This window comes from Pseudomonas sp. Irchel 3F6, assembly GCF_900187595.1.
GTDB lineage: Bacteria > Pseudomonadota > Gammaproteobacteria > Pseudomonadales > Pseudomonadaceae > Aquipseudomonas > Aquipseudomonas siliginis.
The window spans coordinates 338,709-365,372 of the sequence record NZ_FYDP01000003.1 but is presented as its reverse complement, the minus strand read 5'-3'; the positions used below and the strand labels follow the sequence as shown (position 1 = coordinate 365,372).

Genomic DNA, 26,664 nt, shown 5'->3' with positions numbered 1-26,664 from the left:
ACACACAAGGTATGTACGGCGCTGATCCACTGTGGGAGCGAGCCTGCTCGCGAAAGCGATCTTCAGCTCAATACAGATCCACCGGATCAACATCCAGCGACCAGCGCACCGCCCGCCCGCTCGGCATCTGCTCCAGCACCAGCATCCAGCTCGCCAGCAAGCGGTGCAGCGGTGCCCGCGCGGTCGCCTGTAACAACAGCTGGGCGCGATAACGCCCGGCACGGCGCTCCATCGGCGCCGGCACCGGCCCGAGCAACTCGATGCCGCTCAGATTCAATTCGGCCAGCAAGCGTTCGGCCGCGCTGCACGCTTCATCGAGAAAGCCTTCCGCCTGCCCCGGCTTGTGCGCTTCGGCACGCAACAGCGCCAAATGGGCAAACGGCGGCAACCCGGCCGCGCGGCGCTCGCTCAAGGCTTGTTCGGCAAAGGCGAAATAACCCTGCTCGGTCAGTTGCACCAATAAAGGGTGGTCGGCCAAATGCGTCTGGATGATCACCCTGCCCGGCTCCTCAGCCCGGCCGGCGCGCCCGGCGACCTGGACGATCAACTGCGCCATGCGCTCGCTGGCGCGGAAGTCGCCGGAAAACAGGCCACCGTCGGCATCCAGAATCGATACCAGCGTCACCCTTGGGAAATGGTGCCCTTTGGCCAACATCTGCGTGCCCACTAGAATGCACGGCTGACCCTTTTGAATCGTCGCAAACAGCTGATTCATCGCGTCCTTGCGCGAGGTGCTGTCGCGATCGACGCGCAGTACCGGATAATCCGGGAACAGAATCGCCAGACGCTCTTCGGCGCGTTCGGTACCGGCGCCGACCGGGCGCAGATCGACCTTGCTGCACTTCGGGCACTGGCGTGGCGTGCGCTCAACGTTGCCGCAGTGGTGACAGCGCAACTCGCCGTAACGCTGGTGTACGGTCATGCGCGCATCGCAGCGCGAACACTCGGACATCCAGCCGCAATCGTGGCAGAGCAGGGTCGGGGCAAAGCCGCGACGGTTGAGGAACACCAGCACCTGCTGACCGTTGGCGAGGGTCTGGCCGATGGCTTGCTGCATCGGCCCGGAAATACCGCTGTCGAGCGGACGGCTTTTGACGTCCAGACGCAGAAAGCGCGGTTGCTTGGCGCCGCCGGCGCGCTCGTTCAGGCGCAGCAGGCCGTAGCGGCCGGTGTAAGCGTTGTGCAGACTTTCCAGCGACGGCGTGGCGGAGCCGAGCACGATCGGGATGTTTTCCTGCCGCGCGCGCACCAGCGCCAGATCGCGAGCGTGGTAGCGCAGACCTTCCTGCTGTTTATAGGAACCGTCGTGCTCTTCATCGATGATGATCAGCCCGGGATTTTTCATCGGCGTGAACAGCGCCGAACGGGTGCCGATAATAATGTCGGCCTCGCCATCACGGGCGGCGAGCCACGCGTCGAGGCGTTCGCGATCATTCACTGCCGAATGCAGCAGGGCGATACGCGCATTGAAGCGCTGTTCGAAACGCGCCAGGGTTTGCGGGCCGAGGTTGATCTCCGGAATCAGCACCAAGGCTTGCTTGCCGGCTTCGAGGGTTTCGCGGATCAGTTGCAGATAGACTTCGGTCTTGCCGCTGCCGGTGACGCCGGCCAGGAGAAACGCGTGATAACTGTCGAAACCGGCGCGAATCGCTTCATACGCCGCGCGTTGTTCGCTGTTGAGCGGCAGCTCCGGTTGTGCCAGCCAGTGTTCATGGCGGACGCCGGGGGCGTGGCGGCGGATTTCGACTTGCACCAGTCCCTTGGCCAGCAGCAGATCGAGGCTGTCCTTGCTCAGCATCAGTTTGCTCAGCAACTGATGGGCGACGCCGTGGGGGTGCTGGGCCAGCGTGGTCAGCGCCTCGCGCTGGCGTGGCGCACGGGCCACTCGCGGGTCATCGACGCTGGCGCCGGGGGCCACCGACCAGAAGCGTTCCTGGCGGGCTTCGGCCAGCTCGCCCTGACGCAGCAGCACTGGCAAGGCCCAGTTCAAGGTGTCGCCGAGGCTGTGCTGATAATACTGCGCCGTCCACAGGCACAGCTTGAACAGCGCCGGCGGCAGCGGTGAAGTCGAGTCGAGGAGGGCCAGTGCCGGTTTGAGTTTTTCTGCCGGCACCTCGCTGGTGTCGGTGACCTCGACCAGAATCCCGATCATCTCGCGCCGACCGAACGGCACCCGCAAGCGCATGCCCGGCTGCAATTGCTCACGCCGCACCCCGGCCGGCGCCCGGTAATCGAACAGGCGGCGCAAAGGCGAAGGCAGGGCAAGGCGCAAAATGGCGTCGGGCACGCGGGGGGATCTCGATACGCAAAATGATCGGATATGCATGACCTGTGGGAGCGAGCCTGCTCGCGAAGGCGGTGGGTCAGGCAACACATGTGTCGACTGCCATGGCGCCTTCGCGAGCAGGCTCGCTCCCACAGGGAAGTGCGTTCAAGGCCGGGAGCCTAGCAGACGGTCGGTCTCGGTGACAGCTTGCGCGATTGAAAAGGTCTGGTAGAATCCGCGGCCTAATTACGTGCGGTATTCAACAATAGTGTTGGGTGGCGGCACGCTAGCCTGAGGAAGACACCATGAAAGCCGATATCCATCCGAACTACCCGGAAATTGCTGTTACCTGCAGCTGCGGTAACAAGTTCGAAACTCGTTCGACCTACGGCAAAGCCCTGGCGATCGACGTTTGCAACGAATGCCACCCGTTCTACACCGGTAAGCAGAAGACTCTGGACACCGGCGGCCGTGTGCAGAAGTTCGCAGACCGTTTCGCTACTTTCGGCGTCGGCAAAAAAGCCTGAGGCTGATCATTTTGGATGGTCGTTTCGACTTCTCCAGACTGATGAAAAAGGCGTCCCTTGCGGGCGCCTTTTTTGTGTCTGCGATTTGGCTGTCCGCCGCCCAGGCGTTCTGCCCGACACCCGCAGGGCTGACCAGCGTCTCCGTGCAGCGGGTGGTCGATGGCGACACCCTGCGCCTGAGCGACGGGCGCAATGTGCGCATGATCGGCCTCAATACGCCGGAGCTGGGCAAGCAGGGCCGCAGCGACGAACCGTTCGCCGTGGCGGCGCGTAAACGCCTGCAAGCGCTGGTCGATGACAGCGGCGGCCGGGTCGGCTTGCGGCCCGGCAGGCAGGCGAAAGACCATTACGGCCGTACGCTCGCGCATGTTTACAGCGCCAGCGGAGTGAATCTCGAAGCGCTAATGCTTGCCGATGGCCTGGGTTTTCACGTTGCGGTGGCGCCGAACGTCGATCTGGTCGCCTGCCAGCAGGCCGCCGAACGCAGCGCTCGACAGGCCGGGCTTGGTCTCTGGCGGCAATCGCCGGTGCAGAAAGCGCAGGAGATCCAGCGTTCAGGCTTTGCCGTAGTCAGCGGTCGGGTGAGCAAGGTGCAGCGCAATCGCGGCGGAATCTGGATCGAGTTGCAGGACAGGCTTGTATTGCGGGTTGCACCCAATCTGCTCGGACGATTTGACAGTACTGGTCTGGAAGCACTGAAAGGCAGGCAGATCGAGGCGCGTGGCTGGGTGGTTGACCGAACCCGGCGCGGTGGATTGCAAAAAGGTCAGGCGCGCTGGTTGTTGCCGTTGACCGATCCTTCGATGCTGCACGTGCCGCGTTGAAGAAAAATTGTAGACATTTTTACAGCTGATTGTGAACAGTCCAGCCCTTGTGCGCCGTGGCTCTTGGCCCAAAGTCGTAGGGCAGGGCGCTTGACAGCGGTGACTGCCCAGTCTTGTGGGGACTTTGCGAGGCGCGTATCCTCGCTGACCAGTCTGTCCAACAGTAAAAAAGCGGAATGCCAAAATGTCTGATCTGAAAACTGCCGCTCTCGAATACCACGCCAATCCTCGTCCGGGGAAGCTGAGTGTCGAGCTCACCAAGGCCACTGCTACCGCCCGCGACCTGTCGCTGGCCTACAGCCCCGGCGTAGCTGAACCAGTACGCGAGATCGCTCGCGATCCTGAACTGGCCTACAAATACACCGGCAAGGGCAACCTGGTGGCAGTCATTTCCGATGGCACCGCGATTCTCGGCCTGGGCAACCTCGGCCCGTTGGCGTCCAAGCCTGTGATGGAAGGCAAGGGCGTACTGTTCAAGCGTTTCGCCGGCATCGACGTATTCGACATCGAAGTCGACTCGGAAAGCCCGCAAGCCTTCATCGACACCGTCAAGCGCATCTCCATCACCTTCGGTGGCATCAACCTGGAAGACATCAAGGCGCCAGAGTGCTTTGAGATCGAACGCGCTCTGATCGAGCAGTGCGACATTCCGGTGTTCCACGATGACCAGCACGGCACCGCGATCGTGACCGCTGCCGGCATGATCAACGCCCTGGAAATCGCTGGCAAAACCCTGCCGGAAGCAAAAATCGTCTGCCTCGGCGCCGGCGCTGCCGCCATCTCCTGCATGAAACTGCTGGTGAGCATGGGCGCTCGCATCGAAAACATCTTCATGGTTGACCGTACCGGCGTGATCCACTCCGGCCGTGACGACCTGAACCAGTACAAAGCCGTGTTCGCCCACGCTACCGAGAAGCGCACCCTGGCAGACGCACTGGCAGGCGCTGACGTATTCGTCGGTCTGTCCGGTCCGAACCTGCTGAGCGCCGAAGGCCTGCTGTCGATGGCGGCCAACCCGATCGTGTTCGCCTGCTCCAACCCGGATCCGGAAATCTCCCCGGAACTGGCGCACGCCACCCGTAGCGACGTGATCATGGCTACCGGCCGTTCGGACTACCCGAATCAGGTCAACAACGTACTGGGCTTCCCGTTCATCTTCCGTGGTGCCCTGGACGTTCGCGCCAAGCGCATCAACGAAGAAATGAAAGTCGCCGCCGCCAACGCCCTGCGCGAACTGGCCAAACTGCCTGTTCCACAGGACGTGTGCGATGCCTACGGCGGTGCTCCGCTGGAGTTCGGCCGTGAGTACATCATTCCGAAGCCAATGGACAAGCGCCTGATCACCCTGATCTCCGACGCCGTGGCCAAGGCCGCGATCGAGACCGGCGTTGCTACTCTGCCGTATCCGAAGAACTACCCGCTGAAAAGCGTGGATGACGTGTTCAACGGCTAAGTCGTTGTAGCGTGTCAAACAAAAGCCCCGGCTCGTGAGAGTCGGGGCTTTTTTATGCCTGAAGATCAAGAGCCCCTCACCCTAACCCTCTCCCAGAGGGAGAGGGGACTGATTGGGGGACGCTTGGGAGCTACGCCGACCTGAATGTATGGTTTTGAATCCATAATCGACACCACACTTTCAGTGTCGGTGTTTGACCCCAGACAACTCGGTAAGTCCCCTCTCCCTCTTGGAGAGGGTTAGGGTGAGGGGCTTTTGATCTTCGGGTAATAAAAAGCCCCGCACTTCTCACGAAGACGGGGGCTTTTTGCGGCATCAGGATCAGAACAAATCGATCGGCGCCTGTTCATCCGCCGGCAGCGGGCTGCCTGGCACTGCGCCGTTGCCCAGCTCGTTCACCGATGGCGGCGTGTCTTCGGCCTTGAACAGTTCGAAGTACGCCCCCGGTGTGCTCGGTGTTGCTGCACGGCCGCTGACCGGGTCTACCCGCAGGCTGAGCAAGCCTTCTGGCTCAGGCTGCACATGCGGCGGCTTGTCTTTCAGCGCGGCCGACATGTAATTCATCCATATTGGCAGCGCCACAGTACCGCCGAACTCACGGCGTCCGAGGCTTTCCGGTTGGTCGAAACCAGTCCACACCGTGGTTACGTAATCAGCGTTGTAGCCAGAGAACCAGGCATCTTTCGATTCGTTGGTGGTACCGGTCTTGCCCGCGATGTCACTGCGGCCCATGGCCAGTGCGCGCCGGCCGGTGCCGAGTTTGATTACATCCTGCAGCATGCTGTTGAGGATGTAGGTGGTACGTCCATCGACAATCCGTTCGGCCACGGCCGGCGCTTGCGGCACTGCCGGATTGGCCGACGCTTCACCGGCAACCGGAGCGGCATTGACCGTGAACGACTCGGTAGCCGGCGCAGCGATACCGTCGGTCGCCGCGCCACCCTGTGGCACGGTCGGCGGGTTGGCGACGAACAAAGTGTCACCGTTACGGCTTTCGATCTTGTCGATGATGTACGGGGTGATCTTGTAGCCACCGTTGGCAAAGGTGCTCCAGCCAGTGGCGATTTCCATCGGCGTCAGCGTTGCGGTGCCGAGTGCCAGCGACAGGTTCGGCGGCAGGTCCTGCTTGTTGAAGCCGAAGCGGGTGATGTAGTCGATGGTCTTGCCCACGCCCATGGCCTGCAACAGGCGGATCGACACCAGGTTGCGCGACTTGTACAGCGCTTCACGCAGGCGGATCGGGCCGAGGAAGGTGTTGGTGTCGTTCTTCGGGCGCCAGACCTTGTCCAGGTACTCGTCGACGAACACGATCGGCGCATCGTTGACCAGGCTGGCAGCGGTGTAGCCGTTATCCAGCGCGGCGCTGTAAACGAATGGCTTGAAGCTCGAACCCGGCTGACGCTTGGCCTGCATGGCGCGGTTGTAGTTGCTCTGCTCGAAAGCGAAGCCACCCACCAGCGAACGGATCGCACCGTTTTGCGGATCCAGCGACACCAGTGCGCCCTGAGCCTGTGGTATCTGGCTGAATTTCAGCGAATTGTCCGTCTGGCGCTGCACGCGGATCAAATCACCGACCTGCGCCACATCCGACGGCTGGCGCGGGTTGGCGCCCATGCTGTTGGTGTTGAGGAACGGTCGCGCCCATTTCATCGTGTCCCAGGCTACGTGCTCTTCACCGGTGCGGGTCAACACCTGCAGGCCGGTTTTATCAACCTGGGTGACGATCGCAGGTTCGAGGCTGCTGATGGTGCGCTGCTTGGTCAGCTCGCTGGCCCAGGCTTCGCGGGTCTTGCCCGGCAGGCGCGACTCGGGGCCACGGTAGCCGTGGCGCTGGTCGTAGGTCATCAAGCCTTCGTGCAGCGCGGTGTTGGCCATTTCCTGCAGATTGCTCGGCACTGTGGTGGTGACGCGGAAACCTTCGGTGTAGGCCTCGCTGCCATAACGGCCGACCATTTCGGCACGGGCCATTTCGGCGATGTACGGTGCGTTCACTTCCGGGGTCGGCACGTGGTAGCTGGCGTTCAGCGGCTCGTTGATCGCCGCGGTGTAGTCGGCTTCGCTGATCTTGCCCAGCTTATACATGCGCCCGAGGATCCAGTCGCGGCGTTCTTTGCTGCGCGCCGGGTTGGCCAGCGGGTTGAAACGCGACGGTGCTTTTGGCAGACCGGCGATCATCGCCATCTGCGCCAGGCTGATGTCACGGATCGATTTGCCGTAATACACCTGCGCCGCCGCCTCGATGCCGTAGGCGCGGTTGCCCAGGTAGATCTTGTTGACGTACAGCTCAAGAATCTCGTCCTTGGTCAGTTGTCGTTCGATCTGCAGGGCCAGAAGAATTTCGGTGGTTTTGCGCGAGAAGCTGCGCTCGCTGGTGAGGAAGAAGTTCTTCGCCACCTGCATGGTGATGGTGCTGCCGCCGGACTGAATATGTCCGCTCTTGACCAGTTGCGTCGCCGCGCGCATCAGGCTGCTCGGGTCGACGCCATAGTGGTTGGCAAAATTGTCGTCTTCAGCACTTAGTAACGCATTGATGAAGTTGGGCGGAATGTCGGCGAAACGAATCGGTGTACGGCGCATTTCGCCAAATTCTGCGATCAACTTGTTGTCGCTGCTGTAGACGCGCAGAGGAATCTGCAACTGAATGCTTCTCAGCGCCTCCACAGACGGCAAACCCGGACTAAGGTAAAGAAAGGCGCCGCTGAGACCTAAGAGCAGTCCGCAGAAAACGGCGACGATGGACCAACCGAAAAATTTCAGCAGACGAATCAAGGCTTTTGGACATCCAGGGCAAAGAATGAATTTGGCACGGGGCTGCGGTTACACACAGAGCCATCCGCGCTGGCAGTAAAAAGCGGAAAAAATCGCTGGGCATTATAAGCACTTTTCCGTCGGGGGCGTCATTGGCGCTTCTGTCAAGACGGGGGTGAAGGAACGCAATGCGTATTACAGAGTCCGTAACTCACGGAAAGTCATAGGGAATTGGTAGTGCTGGGACTCTTCAATAAAAAGACCAATGCGTTACTGGGGATCGACATCAGCTCCACGTCGGTGAAGCTGCTGGAACTGAGCCGTCAGGGCGAGCGCTACCGGGTCGAGGCCTATGCGGTGGAGCCGTTGCCGGCGAACGCCGTGGTCGAAAAGAACATCGCCGACCTCGAAGGCGTCGGCCAGGCGCTGAGCCGGTTGCTGGTGAAAGCGCGAACCGGGGTCAAGAGCGTGGCGGTGGCGGTGGCCGGTTCTGCGGTGATCACCAAGGTCATCGAGATGGACGCCGGGCTGTCTGACGACGAACTGGAAAACCAGCTCAAGATCGAGGCCGACCAATACATTCCCTATCCGCTGGACGAAGTCGCCATCGATTTTGAAGTCCAGGGCGTCTCGCCGCGCAACCCGGATCGGGTCAACGTGCTGCTTGCCGCCTGTCGCAAGGAAAACGTCGAGGTGCGTGAAGCGGCGCTGGCGCTCGCCGGCCTGACCGCGCGGGTGGTGGACGTCGAGGCCTACGCCCTCGAGCGCTCGTTCGGTCTGCTGGCGACGCATCTGGCGGCCTCCCAGGAGCGCCTGACCGTGGCGGTGGTCGACATCGGTGCGACCATGACCACCCTCAGCGTCCTGCACAACGGCAAGATCATCTATACCCGCGAGCAATTATTCGGCGGACGCCAGCTTACCGAGGAGATCCAGCGCCGCTACGGCCTCACGGTCGAACAGGCGGGCCTGGCGAAAAAACAGGGCGGGCTGCCTGACGATTACGTCAGCGAGGTCTTGCAGCCATTTCGCGAGGCGCTGGTGCAGCAAGTCTCGCGTTCGCTGCAGTTCTTCTTCGCCTCCGGGCAGTACAACGCGGTCGACCATATCCTGTTGGCCGGCGGCACCGCCTCGGTGCCCGGGCTGGACCGTCTGATCGAACAGCGTCTGGACACGCCGACGCAGGTCGCCAACCCATTCGCCGACATGGCCTTGGGCAGCAAGGTCAACGCAGGAGCGCTGGCCAGCGACGCGCCAGCCTTGATGATTGCCTGCGGGCTCGCGCTCAGGAGTTTCGACTGATGGCGCGGATCAACCTTCTCCCCTGGCGCGAGGAACGCCGCGAAGAACGGCGCAAACGCTTTCTGCTGGTTCTGATCGGCGTGCTGGCCGGCTCGATCGGCGCGGTGCTGATTGCCGACCAGATCATCAGCGCAGCGATCGAGCGGCAGATGGCGCGCAACGATTACATCGGCAAACAGATTGCCGTGGTCGACGAGCGCATCAAGCAGATCAGTGAACTCAAGGCGCGCCGCCAGCAACTGGTCGAGCGCATGCGCATCATCCAGGACCTGCAGGGCAATCGGCAGATCAGCGGGCGGGTCTTCGACCAACTGGCGCGTACCCTGCCGGACGGCGTGTATTTCACCGATGTGAAAATGGCCGGCAAGACCCTGTCCATCAGTGGCGCGGCGGAGTCGAACAACCGGGTCTCCGAGCTGATGCGCAATCTCGACGCGTCCGACTGGTTCGACGCGCCAAGCCTGAATGAGGTCAAGGCCACCAGCGCCGATCAGGTCGAACAGGCCAATGTCTTCCAGCTTACCGTCCGTCAGACTCAGCCCAAGGTTGTGGAGGACGAGCAATGAACGCCCCCGAATGGCTGCAAAGCCTGCGCAATATCGATTTCAACGACCTCGACACCAGCAACATCGGCTCCTGGCCCCCGGCGGTAAAAACCCTGTGCGGTGCGCTGGTGATGGTGTTGATCCTCACGCTTGGCTATTACTTCTTCATCAGCGACATGGAAAATCAGCTCGACCTCAAGCGCGAAGAGGAAACCACCCTCAAGGAACAATTCGCCAGCAAGGCGCGGCTGTCGGCGAACCTTGAGCTCTATACCCAGCAAATGAAGGAAATGGAAAACACCTTCGGCGTATTGCTGCGGCAATTGCCCAGCGACACCGAAGTGCCGGGCCTGCTCGAAGACATCACTCGCACCGGTCTGGGCAGCGGCCTGGAATTCGAAGAGATCAAGCTGCTGCCGGAAGTGACCCAGCCGTTCTACATCGAGCTGCCGATCCAGATCACCGTGACAGGCGCCTATCACGACCTCGCGACCTTCGTCAGCGGCGTCGCCGGGCTGCCGCGAATTGTCACTCTGCACGATTTCGAACTGGCGCCAGCCAATCCCGAGGGCGGGACGAAGCTGCGCATGAGCATTCTTGCCAAGACGTACCGCTATAACGACAAGGGGCTGGAGAAATGACCCCGATTCGTTATCTCGTCCTGCCCATGATGCTGGCGTTAAGCGGCTGCGGTGGCGGCGATGACTTCAGCGACCTCGACGCGTACCTCAACGAAGTGCGCCTGCGTCCGGCGGGCAGGATTGAACCAACGCCGACATTCCGGTCTTACCCCACATTCACTTACAGCGCCGCCAACCTGCGCAGCCCGTTTTCGCGGCAGGCGCGGGTCGATCTGGCCGGGCAGAAACACGGTTCGCGCAACGTCAAACCCGACCCCAATCGGGTCAAGCAATACCTTGAAGGGTTCAATATCGAGCAGTTCGAAATGGTCGGCACGATTGCCAATGCCTCGGGCTCGTTTGCGCTGTTGCGCGGCGCAGGCGGGGTGCATCGTCTCAAGGTCGGAGACTACCTGGGCCGCAACGACGGCCGCATCGTCGCCATCAGCCCTACCCAGGTCGATGTCGTCGAGATCGTGCCCGACGGCGCCGGCGCCTGGCTGGAGCGGCCGCGCACCATTCCTTTGAAAGAGCACTCATAGTGGAAGTCGAACAATGAACAGGATTTTCTCCACCCTCGGTTTTTCGCTATGGATAGCGCTGGTGTCACCGATGGTAATGGCGGCCAGTCTGAAAGCGCTGGATGTTGCCGCGCTGCCGGGTGACCGCGTCGAACTGAAGCTGTCATTCGACGGCCCGCCACCACAGCCCAAGGGCTACACAACCGAGTCACCGGCACGCATTGCACTGGATCTGCCGGGCGTGACCAGCCAGATGGCCAACAAGAATCTTGATCTGGGCAGCGGCAACGCGCGCACGGCCACGGTGGCCGAAGCCAAGGATCGCACGCGGCTGATTGTCAGCCTGACGCAGTTGGCGCCTTACAGCACGCGGGTCGAGGGCAATAATCTGTTTGTGGTGGTCGGTCAGGGCGCTTCCGCGACTGCGCCGCGCCCGGCTGCCGTTGCACCGCGTGCCGCCACGGCCGCTGCGGCACCTGCCAGACCAGCCGCGCAACGCAGCAGGGCGATTCGCAGTGTCGATTTCCAGCGCGGCACCGAGGGCGAGGGCAACGTAGTCATCGACCTCTCTGATCCGACCATCGCCCCGGATATTCAGGAGCACGATGGCAAGATCATCCTCAGCTTCGCCCGCACGCAATTGCCGGAAAAGCTGCGCGTGCGCCTCGACGTCAAGGACTTCGCCACCCCGGTGCAGTTCGTCAATGCCGCGGTAACCGGTGATCGCGCGGTGATCAGCGTCGAGCCCAGTGGCACCTTCGACTACTCCACGTTTCAGACCGACAACAAGCTCACCGTGAGCGTTCGGCCGATGAGCATCGACGACCTGCAAAAGCGCAACGCCGACCGTCAGGCCTATGTCGGCGACAAGCTCTCGCTGAATTTTCAGGACATCGACGTGCGCTCGGTGCTGCAACTGATCGCGGACTTCACCAATCTCAATCTGGTGGCGAGCGATACGGTGCAGGGCGGTATCACCTTGCGCCTGCAGAACGTGCCGTGGGATCAGGCACTGGATCTGGTGCTGAAAACCAAGGGGCTGGACAAGCGCAAGATCGGCAACGTGCTGCTGGTCGCGCCGGCCGATGAAATTGCCGCTCGCGAGCGTCAGGAACTGGAATCGCAGAAGCAGATCGCCGAGTTGGCGCCCCTGCGTCGTGAGCTGCTGCAAGTCAATTACGCCAAGGCAGCGGACATCGCCAAGCTGTTCCAGTCGGTGACCAGCGCCGAGGCCAAGGTCGACGAGCGCGGTTCGATTACCGTCGATGAGCGAACCAACAACATCATTGCCTACCAGACCCAGGATCGCCTCGACGAACTCCGGCGGATCGTCGCCCAGCTGGATATTCCGGTGCGCCAGGTGATGATCGAGGCGCGCATCGTCGAGGCCAACGTCGATTATGACAAGAGCCTGGGCGTGCGCTGGGGCGGTTCGGTGCAGAACAAGGGCAACTGGAACGCGTCCGGGGTCAATGGCTCCTCGAGCACCATCGGTACGCCGGGCAGCACCGGCACCAACTCGCCGTTCGTCGACATGGGCACGGTCAACAATACCTCGGGGATCGGCATTGCTTTCATCACCGACAACGTGCTGCTGGATCTCGAACTGACGGCGATGGAAAAGACCGGCAATGGCGAAATCGTCTCGCAGCCGAAGGTGGTCACCTCGGACAAGGAAACCGCGAAGATCCTCAAAGGCACCGAGATTCCCTATCAGGAGGCCAGCTCCAGCGGCGCTACCTCGGTGTCGTTCAAGGAGGCTTCGCTGTCACTGGAAGTCACCCCGCAGATCACCCCGGACAACCGCATCATCATGGAGGTCAAGGTCACCAAGGATGAGCCCGATTACCTGAACAAAGTGCAGGATGTGCCGCCGATCAAGAAAAACGAGGTCAACGCCAAAGTGCTGGTAAATGACGGCGAGACCATCGTAATCGGCGGTGTTTTTTCAAATACTCAGAGCAAGGTCGTAGATAAGGTGCCATTTCTTGGCGATGTGCCGTATCTTGGCCGCCTTTTCCGGCGTGATGTGGTTTCGGAGAAAAAATCCGAGCTGCTGGTATTTCTCACTCCGCGTATCATGAATAACCAGGCGATTGCTGTGAGTCGTTGATTCTGTGCGAAATTTGATACTTGTAGGACCGATGGGTGCTGGCAAAAGCACCATCGGCCGATTGCTGGCCAAAGAGCTGCGCCTGCCGTTCAAGGATTCCGACAAGGAAATTGAGCTGCGCACGGGTGCCAATATCCCATGGATCTTCGACAAGGAAGGCGAGCCCGGCTTTCGTGACCGTGAGCAGGCGATGATCGCCGAGCTGTGCGCGTTCGATGGCGTGGTGCTGGCGACCGGCGGCGGCGCGGTGATGCGTGATGCCAATCGCAAGGCCCTGCATGAAGGCGGGCGCGTGGTGTATCTGCACGCCTCCGTCGAGCAGCAGGTCGGCCGCACCTCCCGCGACCGCAATCGGCCGCTGCTGCGTACCGCCGATCCGGCGAAAACCCTGCGCGACCTGCTCGAGATCCGTGATCCGCTTTATCGGGAAATTGCCGATCTGGTGGTGGAAACCGACGAGCGGCCGCCACGCATGGTGGTGCTCGACATTCTCGACCGTCTCGCGCAGTTGCCACCCCGTTAAAGCATCGCCCGAAATGCGCTATCCTCGGCGTCCTGTCAGCGCCCGCCGAGGGTGTGGCGGTTGCCGGGCGAGCGGCGTCATACCGCTACGAGCCGCAGAACACCAATAATTTCAGGGCAGGATGCCTGCTTCCATCTTCACTGTGGGGACACATGCAGACACTCAAGGTCGATCTAGGCGAGCGCAGCTACCCGATTCATATTGGCGAAGGTCTGTTGGATCAGCCGGAACTGCTGGCGCCGCATATCCACGGGCGGCAGGTGGCAATCATCTCCAACGAAACCGTCGCGCCGCTCTATCTCGAACGTCTGACCCGCAGCCTTGCGCAGTTTTCGGTTATCTCAGTGGTGTTGCCTGATGGCGAAGCCTTCAAGAACTGGGAAACCCTGCAACTGATTTTCGACGGTCTGCTGACCGCCCGTCATGACCGCCGCACCACCGTGATCGCCTTGGGCGGCGGGGTGATCGGCGACATGGCCGGTTTCGCTGCCGCCTGTTATCAGCGCGGTGTCGATTTCATCCAGATTCCGACCACGCTGTTGTCGCAGGTCGATTCCTCGGTCGGCGGCAAGACCGGCATCAACCATCCGCTGGGCAAGAACATGGTCGGCGCGTTCTATCAGCCGAACGTGGTGCTGATCGATACCGCATCGCTGAAAACCCTGCCGCAGCGCGAGCTGTCGGCGGGCCTGGCGGAAGTCATCAAGTACGGCCTGATCTGCGACGAGCCGTTCCTGACCTGGCTCGAAGAAAACGTCGACGCCCTGCGCGCGCTGGATCAAACCGCGCTGACCTATGCGATCGAGCGTTCCTGCGCGGCCAAGGCTGCGGTGGTCGGTGCCGATGAGAAGGAAACCGGCGTACGCGCCACGCTCAACCTCGGCCACACCTTCGGCCACGCCATCGAAACCCACATGGGCTATGGTGTCTGGCTGCATGGCGAGGCGGTCGCGGCGGGCACGGTGATGGCGCTGGAAATGTCCGCGCGCCTGGGCTGGATCAGCGAGCAGGAGCGTGATCGCGGCATTCGTCTGTTCCAGCGGGCCGGCCTGCCGGTCATTCCGCCTGAAGAGATGAGCGAAGCCGATTTTCTCCAACACATGGCAATTGATAAAAAAGTGATCGACGGTCGTCTGCGCCTGGTGCTGCTGCGCCGGATGGGCGAAGCGGTAGTGACCGACGATTATCCGAAAGAGGTTCTACAGGCCACGCTGGGAGCGGATTACCGCGCCCTGGCTCAGCTTAAAGGTTAAAACGATTCCGATGACTAGTTTGCATGCCGACGAGGCGTTTCTCGGCCATTTCCAGTTAAGTCACGACCCGTTCGCGCCACGGGTGCCGGGCTTCAAATTCTTCCCGGCCCAGCGCAAACCGGTGCTGGGTCAACTGCATCATCTGGCGCGTTACAGCCAGTTGCTGCTGGTGGTCACCGGCCCGCAGGGCAGCGGCAAGACCCTGCTGCGGCAAGCGCTCGTTGCCAGTACCAACAAGCAATCGGTGCAGAGCGTGGTGGTTTCCGCCCGTGGCGCCGGTGATGCGGCCGGCGTGCTGCGCCAGGTGGCGCAGGCGCTGGATGTCGCTCAGGCCGAAGTCGGCGCGATTCTCGAGCAGGTGGTGCAACTGGGTCTGACCGGGCAGGAAGTCTATCTGCTCGTGGACGATGCCGAGCAGCTCGACGAGTCCGCGCTGGAAGCATTGATGGCGCTCGGCGCCGGCACGCCGGAAGGTCGTCCGCATGTGTTCCTGTTCGGCGAGTCGTCGCTGATCGCTCAGCTTGAGGCGTTGCAGCTCGAAGAAGAGCGTTTCCACGTCATCGAATTGCAGCCGTACACCGAAGAAGAGACCCGCGAATATCTCGACCAGCGGCTGGAAGGCGCGGGCCGGGGTGTCGAACTTTTCACCGCAGATCAGATCTCTGATATTCACGAAAGCTCCGAGGGCTGGCCGGGCAACATCAACCAGGTCGCTCGCGATGCACTGATCGAAGTCATGATTGCCAGCCGCTCCGCGGTCAAGCGTCCAAGTATGGGGTTCAACATGCCGAAGAAACACGTATTGGCGATTTCCGCCGTCGTTGTGGTCGCGGTTGCCGCCGCCTGGCTGATGCCGGGTCGCAGCAAGGCACCGACCACCGGTGCTCCGGCCAATGAACAGGCGCAACTGCCATTGGGTCAGGGTGCAGCGAACGGCGCCAACCCGTCCGTCGAATTCGCCGGCAACACCCAGCCGATGCCGCTGCCATTGGTCGGCAACTCGCAGCCGGTCATGCGTGGCCCGCTGGCAGAAGCCGCCGGTGGCATCACCGAAGGCGACGACGGCGTGCCCCTGGAAGGCTCCAGCGATACGCCGCCGACCGTAACCACCTCCGCACCGCCTGCGGGCGTTCCGGCCGGTCCCGCGCCGACACCGGCTCCGACTCCTGCCGCCAAACCGGCGCCAACCCCGGCACCGACGCAGATCGCCACAGCCAAGCCTGCTCCGGCCACCCCGGCGCCAGCTGCGAAACCGGCTCCTGCTCCGGCCAAGCCTGCCGACAAGCCCGTTACCGTGGCCAAGGCTGCCGGTGGCAGCTGGTACGCCGGTCAGCCGACCAGCAACTATGTCGTGCAGATCCTCGGCACCAGCTCGGAGACCGCCGCGCAGAACTTCGTCAAGGAGCAGGGCGGCGAGTACCGTTATTTCAAGAAAGTCCTCAACGGCAAGCCGCTTTACGTGATCACCTACGGCAACTTTGCCAATCGTGATGCGGCCGTTTCTGCCATCAAGGCCTTGCCAGCGAAGGTTCAGGCTGGTAAACCTTGGCCTCGCACTGTCGCCAGCGTCCAACAGGAACTGGCAACAACTCGCTGAAGATTCGGCGGCCTTACCCAGGCCGCCTCTCCCGGCACCTCAAAATCTCCACGAGTGCGCGCCGCCTCTAGGGACGGTTGGCGCTTGCTGACGACCGCGACGCCGCCCCATTTTTTGCTGGGCAAGGCGCGAGGAACGCAGTTTGGTTTTTCCAAATAAGTTCCGAGCAACGCTGCCCAGCGAAAAATGGGGCGCGTCCCTTCGGGTTGCGCGCCAACGTGTGCGAGGCTGCGTTGCGGGATTTGCCAAGGGAACAACCATTGGCAGCATCCCGCGCCTTGCCTCGCACACGTTGGCGTGCAACGCGGTTCGCCAGCAAGCGCCAACCGTCCCTGCGGTCGCGTGCCTTGTGGTGTCTGCGTCACAGTAGTCTTTGAGTCGTTGCGGTCAAAATTAAAAAAGTTTTGACTAGCACAGCAGATCGCTTTAAACCTTTCACAAATGCGACATGAATTTGCGACAGTTCGTCGTCAAATTTGTGAGCCTCTGTGTCGCTGTGTACAATGACCACCCTTTTGCCCCCGCTAAGCCGGCGTACGTTCGGCGCGGAACGCAAGTGGTTGAATTGAAAAGAAATTTGCCTCGAGTAGAGGCAGCCTGGTGAGAAAGTGTCTATGAAAGCAGGTCTGTACCAACCAGATGAATTCAAGGATAACTGCGGTTTCGGCCTGATAGCTCATATGCAGGGCGAGCCCAGTCATACCCTTTTGCAAACGGCCATCGAGGCCCTGACCTGCATGACCCACCGCGGTGGGATTAATGCCGACGGCAAGACCGGTGACGGTTGCGGTCTGCTGATTCAAAAACCCGACGCCTTCCTGCGAGCCATTGCCCAGGAGAGCTTCGGTGTCGAAATGCCCAAGCAATATGCCGTGGGCATGGTGTTCTTCAATCAGGATCCGGCCAAGGCCGAAGCCGCTCGCGAGAACATGAACCGCGAGATCCTCGCCGAAGGCCTGCAACTGATCGGCTGGCGCAAAGTGCCGATCGACACCAGCGTCCTCGGCCGCCTGGCCCTTGAGCGCCTGCCGCAGATCGAGCAGGTCTACATCGGCGGCGAAGGCCTGAGCGATCAGGACATGGCCGTGAAGCTGTTCAGCGCCCGTCGCCGTTCGTCGGTGGCCAACGCCGCTGACACCGACCATTACATCTGCAGCTTTTCGCACAAGACCATCATCTATAAAGGCCTGATGATGCCGGCCGACCTGGCCGCGTTCTATCCGGACCTGAGTGACGAGCGCCTGCAAACCGCGATCTGCGTGTTCCACCAGCGCTTCTCCACCAACACCCTGCCGAAATGGCCGCTGGCGCAGCCGTTCCGCTTCCTCGCCCACAACGGCGAAATCAACACCATCACCGGTAACCGCAACTGGGCGCAGGCCCGTCGGACCAAGTTCACCAATGATCTGATGGATCTGGAAGAGCTCGGCCCGCTGGTCAACCGCGTCGGTTCCGACTCCTCGAGCATGGACAACATGCTCGAACTGATGGTCACCGGTGGCATCGACCTGTTCCGTGGCGTGCGGATGATCATTCCGCCTGCGTGGCAGAACGTCGAAACCATGGACCCGGATCTGCGTGCGTTCTACGAGTACAACTCGATGCACATGGAGCCGTGGGACGGCCCGGCCGGCGTGGTGATGACCGATGGTCGCTACGCGGTGTGCCTGCTCGACCGTAACGGTCTGCGTCCGGCGCGCTGGGTCACCACCAAGAATGGTTTCATTACCCTCGCCTCGGAAATCGGCGTGTGGAACTACCAGCCCGAAGACGTGCTCGCCAAGGGCCGTGTCGGCCCTGGCCAGATCTTCGCCGTGGACACCGAGACCGGGCAGATCCTCGACACCGATGCGATCGACAACCGTCTGAAATCCCGTCATCCGTACAAGCAATGGCTGCGCAAGAATGCCCTGCGCATTCAGGCGACCATGGAAGACAATGACCACGGTTCGGCTTTCTACGACGTCGACCAGCTCAAGCAGTACATGAAGATGTATCAGGTCACGTTCGAAGAGCGTGATCAGGTGCTGCGTCCGCTTGGCGAGCAAGGTTACGAAGCCGTGGGCTCGATGGGCGACGACACGCCGATGGCCGTGCTGTCCCAGCGTGTGCGCACGCCGTACGACTATTTCCGCCAGCAGTTCGCGCAGGTCACCAACCCGCCGATCGACCCGCTGCGTGAAGCGATCGTGATGTCGCTGGAAATCTGCCTCGGTGCCGAGCGCAACATTTTCCAGGAGTCGCCGGAACACGCCTCGCGCGTGATCCTCAGCTCGCCAGTGATCTCTCCGGCCAAGTGGCGCTCGCTGATGAACCTCGACCGTCCGGGTTTCGAACGGGCGATCATCGACCTCAACTACGACGAAAGCCTTGGCCTCGAAGCGGCGATCCGCAACGTTGCCGATCAGGCTGAAGAAGCCGTGCGCGCCGGGCGTACCCAGATCGTCCTGAGCGACCGTCATATCGCCCCGGGCAAGCTGCCGATCCACGCTTCGCTGGCGACCGGTGCCGTGCACCACCGCCTGACCGAGAAGGGCCTGCGTTGCGATTCCAACATCCTCGTTGAAACCGCGACCGCCCGTGACCCGCATCACTTCGCGGTGCTGATCGGTTTCGGTGCCTCGGCGGTCTATCCGTTCCTGGCCTACGAAGTGCTGGGTGACCTGATCCGTACCGGTGAAGTACTGGGCGACCTCTATGAGGTGTTCAAGAACTACCGCAAGGGCATCACCAAAGGTCTGCTCAAGATCCTGTCGAAGATGGGTATCTCGACCATCGCTTCGTACCGTGGTGCGCAGCTGTTCGAGGCCATTGGTCTGTCCGAAGAAGTCTGCGAACTGAGCTTCCGTGGTGTGCCAAGCCGGATCAAGGGTGCGCGTTTCGTCGACATCGAAGCCGAGCAGAAAGCCCTCGCCGTCGAAGCCTGGAGCCCGCGCAAGCCGATCCAGCAGGGCGGTCTGCTGAAATTCGTCCACGGTGGCGAATATCACGCCTACAACCCGGACGTGGTCAACACCCTGCAAGCCGCCGTGCAGCAGGGCGACTACGCCAAGTTCAAGGAATACACCTCACTGGTGGACAACCGTCCGGTGTCGATGATTCGCGACCTGTTCAAGGTCAAGACCCTCGACACGCCGCTGGACATCAGTGAAGTCGAGCCGCTGGAGTCGGTGCTCAAGCGCTTCGACTCCGCCGGTATCTCGCTCGGCGCACTGTCGCCGGAAGCTCACGAAGCCCTGGCCGAAGCCATGAACCGCCTCGGCGCGCGTTCCAACTCCGGCGAAGGCGGCGAAGATCCGGCGCGTTACGGCACCATCAAGAGCTCGAAAATCAAGCAGGTTGCCACCGGCCGTTTCGGTGTAACCCCGGAATACCTGGTCAACGCCGAAGTGCTGCAGATCAAGGTCGCCCAAGGCGCCAAGCCGGGCGAGGGCGGGCAACTGCCGGGCGGCAAGGTCAACGGGCTGATCGCCAAACTGCGTTACGCAGTGCCGGGCGTGACCCTGATTTCGCCACCGCCGCACCACGATATCTACTCGATCGAAGACTTGTCGCAACTGATCTTTGACCTCAAGCAGGTCAACCCGCAGGCGCTGGTTTCGGTGAAACTCGTAGCTGAAGCGGGCGTCGGCACCATCGCCGCCGGTGTGGCCAAGGCCTATGCCGACCTGATCACCATTTCCGGTTACGACGGCGGTACCGGTGCTTCGCCGCTGACTTCGATCAAATACGCGGGCGCACCTTGGGAACTCGGCCTCGCTGAAACCCACCAGACCCTGCGCGGCAACGACCTGCGCGGCAAAGTCCGGGTGCAGACCGACGGCGGCCTGAAAACCGGCCTCGACGTGATCAAAGCAGCAATCCTCGGCGCCGAGAGCTTCGGCTTCGGTACCGCGCCGATGATCGCACTGGGCTGCAAATACCTGCGCATTTGCCACCTGAACAACTGCGCCACTGGCGTCGCGACGCAGAACGAGAAGCTGCGCAAGGATCACTACATCGGCACCGTCGACATGGTGGTGAATTTCTTCACCTACGTCGCCGAAGAAACCCGTGAGTGGCTGGCCAAGCTCGGCGTGCGCTCCCTCGAAGAGCTGATCGGTCGTACCGATCTGCTGGAAATCCTCGAAGGCCAGACCGCCAAGCAAAACCATCTGGACCTGACGCCGCTGTTGGGCAGCGATCACATTCCGGCGGACAAGCCACAGTTCTGCGGCGTTGAGCGCAACCCGCCGTTCGACAAAGGTCTGCTGGCGGAGAAGATGGTCGAGCTGGCCGCGTCGGCGATCAACGACCTCAGCGGTGCCGAGTTTGAGCTGGATATCTGCAACTGCGACCGTTCGATCGGCGCCCGGATCTCCGGCGAAATCGCGCGCAAGCACGGCAACCAAGGCATGGCCAAGGCGCCGATCACCTTCCGCTTCAAGGGCACGGCCGGGCAGAGCTTCGGTGTGTGGAACGCCGGCGGTCTGAACATGTACCTGGAAGGCGACGCCAACGACTACGTCGGCAAAGGCATGACCGGCGGCAAGCTGGTCATCGTGCCGCCGAAGGGCAGCGTCTATAAAACTCAGGAAAGCGCCATTATCGGCAACACCTGCCTGTACGGTGCCACTGGCGGCAAGTTGTTCGCCGCCGGCACCGCAGGCGAGCGTTTCGCCGTGCGTAACTCCGGTGCCCACACCGTCGTGGAAGGCACTGGCGATCACTGCTGCGAGTACATGACCGGTGGTTTCGTCTGCGTGCTGGGCAAGACCGGTTACAACTTCGGCTCTGGCATGACCGGTGGTTTCGCCTACGTGCTTGATCAGGACAACACCTTCGTTGACCGGGTCAATCACGAGCTGGTGGAAATCCAGCGGATCAGCGGCGAGGCGATGGAAGCCTATCGCAGCCACCTGCAGAACGTGCTGAACGAGTACGTCGCCGAAACCGACAGCGAGTGGGGTCGTGAACTCGCCGAGAACCTCGACGATTACTTGCGGCGTTTCTGGTTGGTCAAGCCCAAGGCTGCCAGCTTGAAAACCCTGCTTTCCAGCACTCGTGCCAACCCGCAGTGATATGCGCCTGAAGAGTTTGATGAGGTTTTAACAATGGCTGAACGTCTGAATAACGACTTCCAGTTCATCGATGTCGGGCGCAAGGATCCGAAGAAGAAACTGTTGCGTCAACGCAAGAAAGAGTTCGTTGAAATCTACGAACCGTTCAAACCCCAGCAGTCGGCCGATCAGGCCCACCGCTGCCTGGGTTGCGGCAACCCGTATTGCGAATGGAAGTGCCCGGTGCACAACTTCATTCCCAACTGGCTCAAATTGGTCGCCGAGGGCAACATCCTCCAGGCCGCCGAGTTGTCGCACCAGACCAATACCCTGCCGGAAGTCTGCGGCCGGGTGTGCCCGCAGGATCGTCTGTGCGAGGGTGCCTGCACCCTCAACGACGGCTTCGGCGCGGTGACCATCGGTTCGGTCGAGAAGTACATCACCGACACCGCGTTCGCCATGGGCTGGCGCCCGGACATGTCCAAGGTCAAGCCGACCGGCAAACGTGTCGCGATCATCGGCGCAGGCCCGGCGGGTCTGGGTTGCGCCGACGTGCTGGTGCGTGGCGGTGTAACTCCGGTGGTGTTCGACAAGAACCCGGAAATCGGTGGCCTGCTGACCTTCGGCATCCCCGAGTTCAAGCTGGAAAAGACCGTGCTGAGCAATCGTCGCGAAGTCTTCACCGGCATGGGCATCGAGTTCCGTCTCAACACCGAAGTCGGTAAAGACGTGACCATGGAACAACTGCTCGCCGAATACGACGCGGTGTTCATGGGCATGGGCACCTACACCTACATGAAGGGCGGTTTTGCCGGGGAGGATCTGCCGGGCGTTTATGACGCGCTGGATTTCCTCATCGCCAACGTCAACCGCAACCTGGGCTTTGAAAAGTCGCCGGAAGATTTCGTCGACATGAAAGGCAAGAAGGTCGTGGTACTCGGCGGCGGCGACACGGCGATGGACTGCAACCGCACCTCGATCCGTCAGGGCGCCAAGTCGGTGACCTGCGCTTATCGTCGTGACGAAGCGAACATGCCCGGCTCGCGCAAAGAGGTGAAGAACGCCAAGGAAGAAGGCGTGAAATTCCTCTACAACCGCCAGCCGATCGCCATCATCGGTGAAGACAAGGTCGAAGGCGTGAAGGTGGTCGAGACCCGTCTCGGCGAACCGGATGCCCGTGGCCGTCGCAGCCCCGAGCCGATCCCGGGTTCCGAAGAGATCATCCCGGCCGATGCCGTGGTCATCGCCTTCGGCTTCCGCCCGAGCCCGGCGCCGTGGTTCGAACAGTTCGAGATCCAGACCGATAGCCAGGGCCGCGTTGTTGCGCCCGAGCAAGGTCAGTACAAGCACCAGACCAGCAACCCGAAAATCTTCGCCGGTGGCGACATGGTGCGCGGTTCCGACCTGGTGGTGACGGCGATCTTCGAAGGGCGCAATGCGGCTGAAGGGATCCTCGATTACCTGGGTGTCTGATCACTTTCCAAAATTGGAATGGGATTAATTGTGGGAGCGAGCCTGCTCGCGAAAGCGGTGGATCAGTCAACAGAGATGTTGAATGTGAAGCCCTCTTCGCGAGCAGGCTCGCTCCCACAGTTGTTTCTCGGTGTTGCTGATAGCGTGTTCCAGCGCGACAAATTGACCCGATAGACAAAAGGCTGACCCACATCCGTGCCTTTTGCCGCGCGCTCTGAGAAAATGCCCGCACTTTTTTTCCGGATGCCGACATGACTGCCCTGAAGAACGACCGTTTCCTCCGCGCCCTGCTCAAGCAACCCGTTGACGTCACCCCTGTGTGGATGATGCGCCAGGCCGGTCGCTACCTGCCGGAGTACCGCGCCAGCCGCGCGCATGCCGGCGACTTCATGAGCCTGTGCATGAATCCGCAATTCGCCTGCGAAGTCACCCTGCAACCGCTCGACCGCTACCCGCAACTGGACGCGGCGATCCTGTTTTCCGACATCCTCACCATTCCCGATGCCATGGGCCAGGGCCTGTACTTCGAGACCGGTGAAGGTCCGCGCTTCAAAAAAGTCGTCAGCACGATGGCCGACATCGAAGCGTTGCCGATCCCGGATCCGCACAAAGACCTCGGTTACGTCATGGACGCGGTCAGCACCATCCGTCGCGAACTCAACGGTCGCGTGCCGTTGATCGGTTTCTCCGGCAGTCCGTGGACCCTCGCGACTTACATGGTTGAAGGCGGCTCGTCGAAAGACTTCCGCAAGACCAAGGCGATGCTTTACGACAACCCGCAAGCCATGCACCTGCTGCTCGACAAACTGGCGCAGTCGGTGACGTCGTACCTCAACGGCCAGATCATGGCGGGTGCGCAAGCGGTACAGATCTTCGATACCTGGGGCGGCAACCTGTCGGCAGCCGCGTATCAGGAATTCTCCCTGGCCTACATGAAGAAAATCGTCAGCGGCCTGATCCGCGAGAACGACGGACGCAAAGTGCCGGTGATTCTGTTCACCAAGAACGGCGGCCTGTGGCTGGAAAGCATCGCCGAAGCCGGCGCCGACGCCCTCGGCCTGGACTGGACCTGCGACATCGGCAACGCCCGTGCCCGTGTCGGCGACAAGGTCGCGCTGCAAGGCAACATGGACCCGACCGTGCTCTACGCCAAACCGGAAGCGATCCGCACTGAAGTCGGGCGCATTCTGGCCAGCTACGGCAAGGGCAGCGGCCACGTGTTCAACCTTGGTCATGGCATCACCCCGGAAGTCGATCCGGAACATGCCGGCGCATTCCTGCGTGCGGTGCATGAGCTGTCGGCGCAGTATCACGAGTGATCAGCGCCCAATAAAAAACGCCCGGCCAAGTGCCGGGCGTTTTCTTTTGCACGATCTAATGTCGTACCCAAATCAACTGTGGGAGCGAGCCTGCTCGCGAAAGGGGTGTGTCATTCAACACTGATGTTGCCTGACACAGTGCATTCGCGAGCAGGCTCGCTCCCACAGGGTTTTATGTCAGGCTTTGACACCCTGCAACGGCGGCAACTTCGCCAGCTTCAACGCCACCAGAAGGGCAATCAGCAACAGCGCACCAATAAACAAGCCGATGCCGTTCCACCCGCCCAGATGCCAGAACACCCCGCCCGCCGTCCCGGCAATGCTCGATCCGGCGTAATAACTGAACAGATACAGCGACGACGCCTGACCCTTGGCCGTCAACGCGCGCCGGCCGATCCAGCTGCTCGCCACCGAGTGCGCGGCGAAGAAGCCGAAGGTGAACACCAGCATGCCGATGATGACCAGCAACAGCGGCGTGAACATCGTCAGCGCGAGCCCGGCGAACATCAGCGCAATCGTCGCCCAGAGCACTTTGCGCCGCCCCAGTTTGTCCGCCAGCGAACCGATCTTCGCCGAGCTGTAGATCCCCGACAGGTAGACCACCGAGAGCAATCCGACAAATACCTGATCGAGGTTGTACGGCGCAGCCAGCAAGCGGTAGCCGATGTAGTTGAACAGCGTGACAAACGCGCCCATCAGCACGAACGCTTCAAGAAACAGCAGCGGCAGGCCGGCGTCGCGAAAGTGCATGGTGAAGCCGTCGAGCAGGCTGCGCGGGTGCAGTGAGCGGGCGCGGAAGTTGCGCGACTCCGGGAGGATCTTCCAGAACACCGCCGCCGCGACCAGCGCCAGACCGCCGATCACCAGCATCGCCGTGTGCCAGCTGACGAAGTCGATCAGCACGCCAGTTATCAAGCGTCCGCTCATTCCGCCGATCGCGTTGCCGCCGATGTACAAACCCATCGCCAGGCCGATGTGCTGTGGATGGATTTCTTCGCTCAGATAGGTCATCGCCACTGCTGCCAGGCCGCTCAACGACAGGCCGATCAGCGCGCGCATGATCAATACGCCGTGCCAGCTCGGCATCATCGAACTGGCGATGGTGCACAACGCGGCAGCGAACAGCGCCGCGACCATCACTGGTTTACGGCCGATGCGGTCGGAGATCGGCCCGGTGATCAGCAGACCGAAGGCCAACATGCCGGTTGCCACCGAGAGGATCAGACTGCTCTGCGCCGCGTTGATCCCGTATTCGTGGGACAGCAGCGGCATCATCGGTTGTACGCAGTAGAGCAGGGCAAACGTCGCAAAGCCGCCACAGAACAGCGCCAGCACCGTGCGCATGAACGCCGGCGTGCCTTTTTCGATGTAGATCTCTTGCAGCTCGGCGAGGGTATCGTCGCCGGCAGCGGGCGGGACTTCGTGGGCAAGGGGCGCGACAGCAGTTTTCACTTCAGACCTCGGAAAGCACAGCCGGGCAGGCAATGAAAAAATCATATAGCTGGCTAATGTTTCTATCCAATATATTGTTCGACCTGTTTGATAGCTTCAGCGACCTAATGGAAATCCTATGGAACTGCGTCATCTGCGTTACTTCATCGCAGTCGCCGAAGAACTGCATTTCGGCCGGGCCGCACAGGTGCTGGGCATCTCCCAGCCACCACTGAGCCAACAGATTCAGGCGCTGGAGCAACAGCTCGGCGCGCGCTTGTTCGAGCGCACCAATCGTCGGGTCGAGTTGAGCGAGGCCGGTCGCCTGTTTCTGCAGGAGGCGCGGCTGGTGCTGGCACAAGTCGACAAGGCAGCGGATGTCGCCCGCCGTGCGCAACTTGGCGAGCTGGGTGAATTGAAGATTGGCTTCACCTCGTCGGCGCCGTTCAATTCGACGATTCCGCAGGCGATTTTTTCTTTTCGTCAGCGCTTTCCGGCGGTGCATCTGAACCTGCGCGAAATGAGCAGCACCATGGTCGCCGATGCTCTGGTGGACGAGTCGATCGAAGTCGGCATCATGCGCCCGCTCGGATTGCCAGATTCACTGAGTGTTGTGGAGTTGATGCGCGAGCCATTGGTGGCGGTGCTCAGCTCCAAGCATCCACTGGCCCAAAGTAGCGATGAAGGCCTGTTTCTATCGGCGCTGGCGCTGGAGCCATTCGTGTTTTTCCCGCGCAGCTATGGCAGCGGGCTCTACGCACAACTGCTGAGCCTGGCCCGTGACGCCGGCTTCAGCCCGCACTTCGCTCAAGAGGCTGGTGAGGCGATGACCATTATTGGTCTGGTGGCGGCGGGCTTGGGTGTATCGGTGCTGCCAGCGTCCTACCAACGCATGCGCATCGACGGCGTGGTCTACCGACCGCTGCTCGATCCCGAAGCGATTTCGGCGGTGTGGCTGGTGCAGCGCAAAGACCAGAAATCGCCGATGGCCAAGGCGTTTGTCGAACTGCTTACGCGCAAGGTTGAACCGCTGACGGTGTGAAGGCGGCTGGCGCTTTCGCGAGCAGGCTCGCTCCCACAGGGAAACGCATTCCAAGGTGGGAGCGAGCC

At 61.4% G+C, this 26,664-nt stretch carries 18 protein-coding genes; 15 read left to right on the top strand and 3 right to left on the bottom strand.

From position 1 onward, the window contains the following. Positions 1-67: 67 nt before the first annotated feature. Entirely contained in the window at positions 68-2,287 is a 2,220-nt protein-coding gene (locus tag CKW30_RS13245; protein WP_041477564.1) for a primosomal protein N', read from the bottom strand. Between the two features lie 284 nt (positions 2,288-2,571). On the opposite strand from CKW30_RS13245, the gene rpmE reads away from it, so the two are divergent. The 3 genes from rpmE to CKW30_RS13230 all read left to right on the top strand — a co-directional run bounded on the left by rpmE (position 2,572) and on the right by CKW30_RS13230 (position 5,070). Then, a complete protein-coding gene (rpmE, locus tag CKW30_RS13240) occupies positions 2,572-2,793 on the top strand; it encodes a 50S ribosomal protein L31 (RefSeq protein ID WP_041477565.1) in 222 nt (73 codons plus the stop codon). A 41-nt stretch (positions 2,794-2,834) separates the two neighbouring features. Continuing rightward, positions 2,835-3,617, top strand: coding sequence for a thermonuclease family protein (locus CKW30_RS13235; protein WP_095181032.1), 783 nt, complete (start codon positions 2,835-2,837; stop codon positions 3,615-3,617). Positions 3,618-3,801: 184 nt separating this feature from the next. Continuing rightward, positions 3,802-5,070: a malic enzyme-like NAD(P)-binding protein gene (locus CKW30_RS13230; RefSeq protein WP_016772053.1), complete on the top strand. Its 1,269-nt coding sequence runs from the start codon at positions 3,802-3,804 to the stop codon at positions 5,068-5,070. Between the two features lie 321 nt (positions 5,071-5,391). Here the strand turns inward: CKW30_RS13230 and CKW30_RS13225 are convergent, their stop codons facing one another. Beyond that, complete coding sequence (locus tag CKW30_RS13225) at positions 5,392-7,836, bottom strand: penicillin-binding protein 1A (protein WP_371857552.1); 2,445 nt, start codon at positions 7,834-7,836, stop codon at positions 5,392-5,394. Between the two features lie 219 nt (positions 7,837-8,055). On the opposite strand from CKW30_RS13225, the gene CKW30_RS13220 reads away from it, so the two are divergent. The 11 genes from CKW30_RS13220 (at position 8,056) to hemE (ending at position 24,123) form a co-directional block, all read left to right on the top strand. Then, positions 8,056-9,120 (top strand): pilus assembly protein PilM, encoded by a 1,065-nt coding sequence (locus CKW30_RS13220; RefSeq protein ID WP_056787331.1) that lies wholly within the window; start codon positions 8,056-8,058, stop codon positions 9,118-9,120. Beyond that, entirely contained in the window at positions 9,120-9,686 is a 567-nt protein-coding gene (locus tag CKW30_RS13215; protein ID WP_095181030.1) for a PilN domain-containing protein, read from the top strand. Before CKW30_RS13220 ends, CKW30_RS13215 begins: the two co-directional genes overlap by 1 nt. Then, positions 9,683-10,306 (top strand): type 4a pilus biogenesis protein PilO, encoded by a 624-nt coding sequence (pilO, locus tag CKW30_RS13210; protein ID WP_095181029.1) that lies wholly within the window; start codon positions 9,683-9,685, stop codon positions 10,304-10,306. The genes CKW30_RS13215 and pilO overlap by 4 nt, the downstream gene beginning before the upstream one ends. Further along, positions 10,303-10,827, top strand: a complete 525-nt coding sequence (locus CKW30_RS13205; protein WP_041477571.1) for a pilus assembly protein PilP — start codon at positions 10,303-10,305, stop codon at positions 10,825-10,827. Before pilO ends, CKW30_RS13205 begins: the two co-directional genes overlap by 4 nt. A gap of 13 nt (positions 10,828-10,840) precedes the next feature. Continuing rightward, positions 10,841-12,919, top strand: coding sequence for a type IV pilus secretin PilQ (pilQ, locus tag CKW30_RS13200; protein WP_095181028.1), 2,079 nt, complete (start codon positions 10,841-10,843; stop codon positions 12,917-12,919). A gap of 4 nt (positions 12,920-12,923) precedes the next feature. Beyond that, a complete protein-coding gene (gene aroK / locus CKW30_RS13195; protein ID WP_024011270.1) occupies positions 12,924-13,442 on the top strand; it encodes a shikimate kinase AroK in 519 nt (172 codons plus the stop codon). A 152-nt stretch (positions 13,443-13,594) separates the two neighbouring features. After that, positions 13,595-14,695 carry a 3-dehydroquinate synthase gene (gene aroB, locus CKW30_RS13190; protein ID WP_041477573.1) on the top strand — a complete coding sequence of 367 codons (1,101 nt, stop codon included), beginning with the start codon at positions 13,595-13,597 and terminating at the stop codon, positions 14,693-14,695. 10 nt (positions 14,696-14,705) lie between these two features. Further along, positions 14,706-16,292: an AAA family ATPase gene (locus tag CKW30_RS13185; protein ID WP_056787348.1), complete on the top strand. Its 1,587-nt coding sequence runs from the start codon at positions 14,706-14,708 to the stop codon at positions 16,290-16,292. A 614-nt stretch (positions 16,293-16,906) separates the two neighbouring features. After that, positions 16,907-21,352: a glutamate synthase large subunit gene (gene gltB, locus CKW30_RS13175; RefSeq protein WP_095181027.1), complete on the top strand. Its 4,446-nt coding sequence runs from the start codon at positions 16,907-16,909 to the stop codon at positions 21,350-21,352. Between the two features lie 33 nt (positions 21,353-21,385). Continuing rightward, on the top strand, positions 21,386-22,804 hold the full coding sequence (locus CKW30_RS13170) for an FAD-dependent oxidoreductase (protein ID WP_095181026.1): 1,419 nt from the start codon (positions 21,386-21,388) through the stop codon (positions 22,802-22,804). Between the two features lie 251 nt (positions 22,805-23,055). Then, a complete protein-coding gene (hemE, locus tag CKW30_RS13165; RefSeq protein WP_056787355.1) occupies positions 23,056-24,123 on the top strand; it encodes a uroporphyrinogen decarboxylase in 1,068 nt (355 codons plus the stop codon). A 177-nt stretch (positions 24,124-24,300) separates the two neighbouring features. Here hemE and CKW30_RS13160 read toward each other — a convergent pair whose 3' ends face one another. Beyond that, positions 24,301-25,575 (bottom strand): MFS transporter, encoded by a 1,275-nt coding sequence (locus CKW30_RS13160; protein ID WP_095181025.1) that lies wholly within the window; start codon positions 25,573-25,575, stop codon positions 24,301-24,303. Positions 25,576-25,693: 118 nt separating this feature from the next. Between CKW30_RS13160 and CKW30_RS13155 the strand changes: the two genes are divergently transcribed. Further along, entirely contained in the window at positions 25,694-26,596 is a 903-nt protein-coding gene (locus tag CKW30_RS13155; RefSeq protein WP_076565243.1) for a LysR family transcriptional regulator, read from the top strand. The last annotated feature ends 68 nt before the right edge of the window (positions 26,597-26,664 follow it).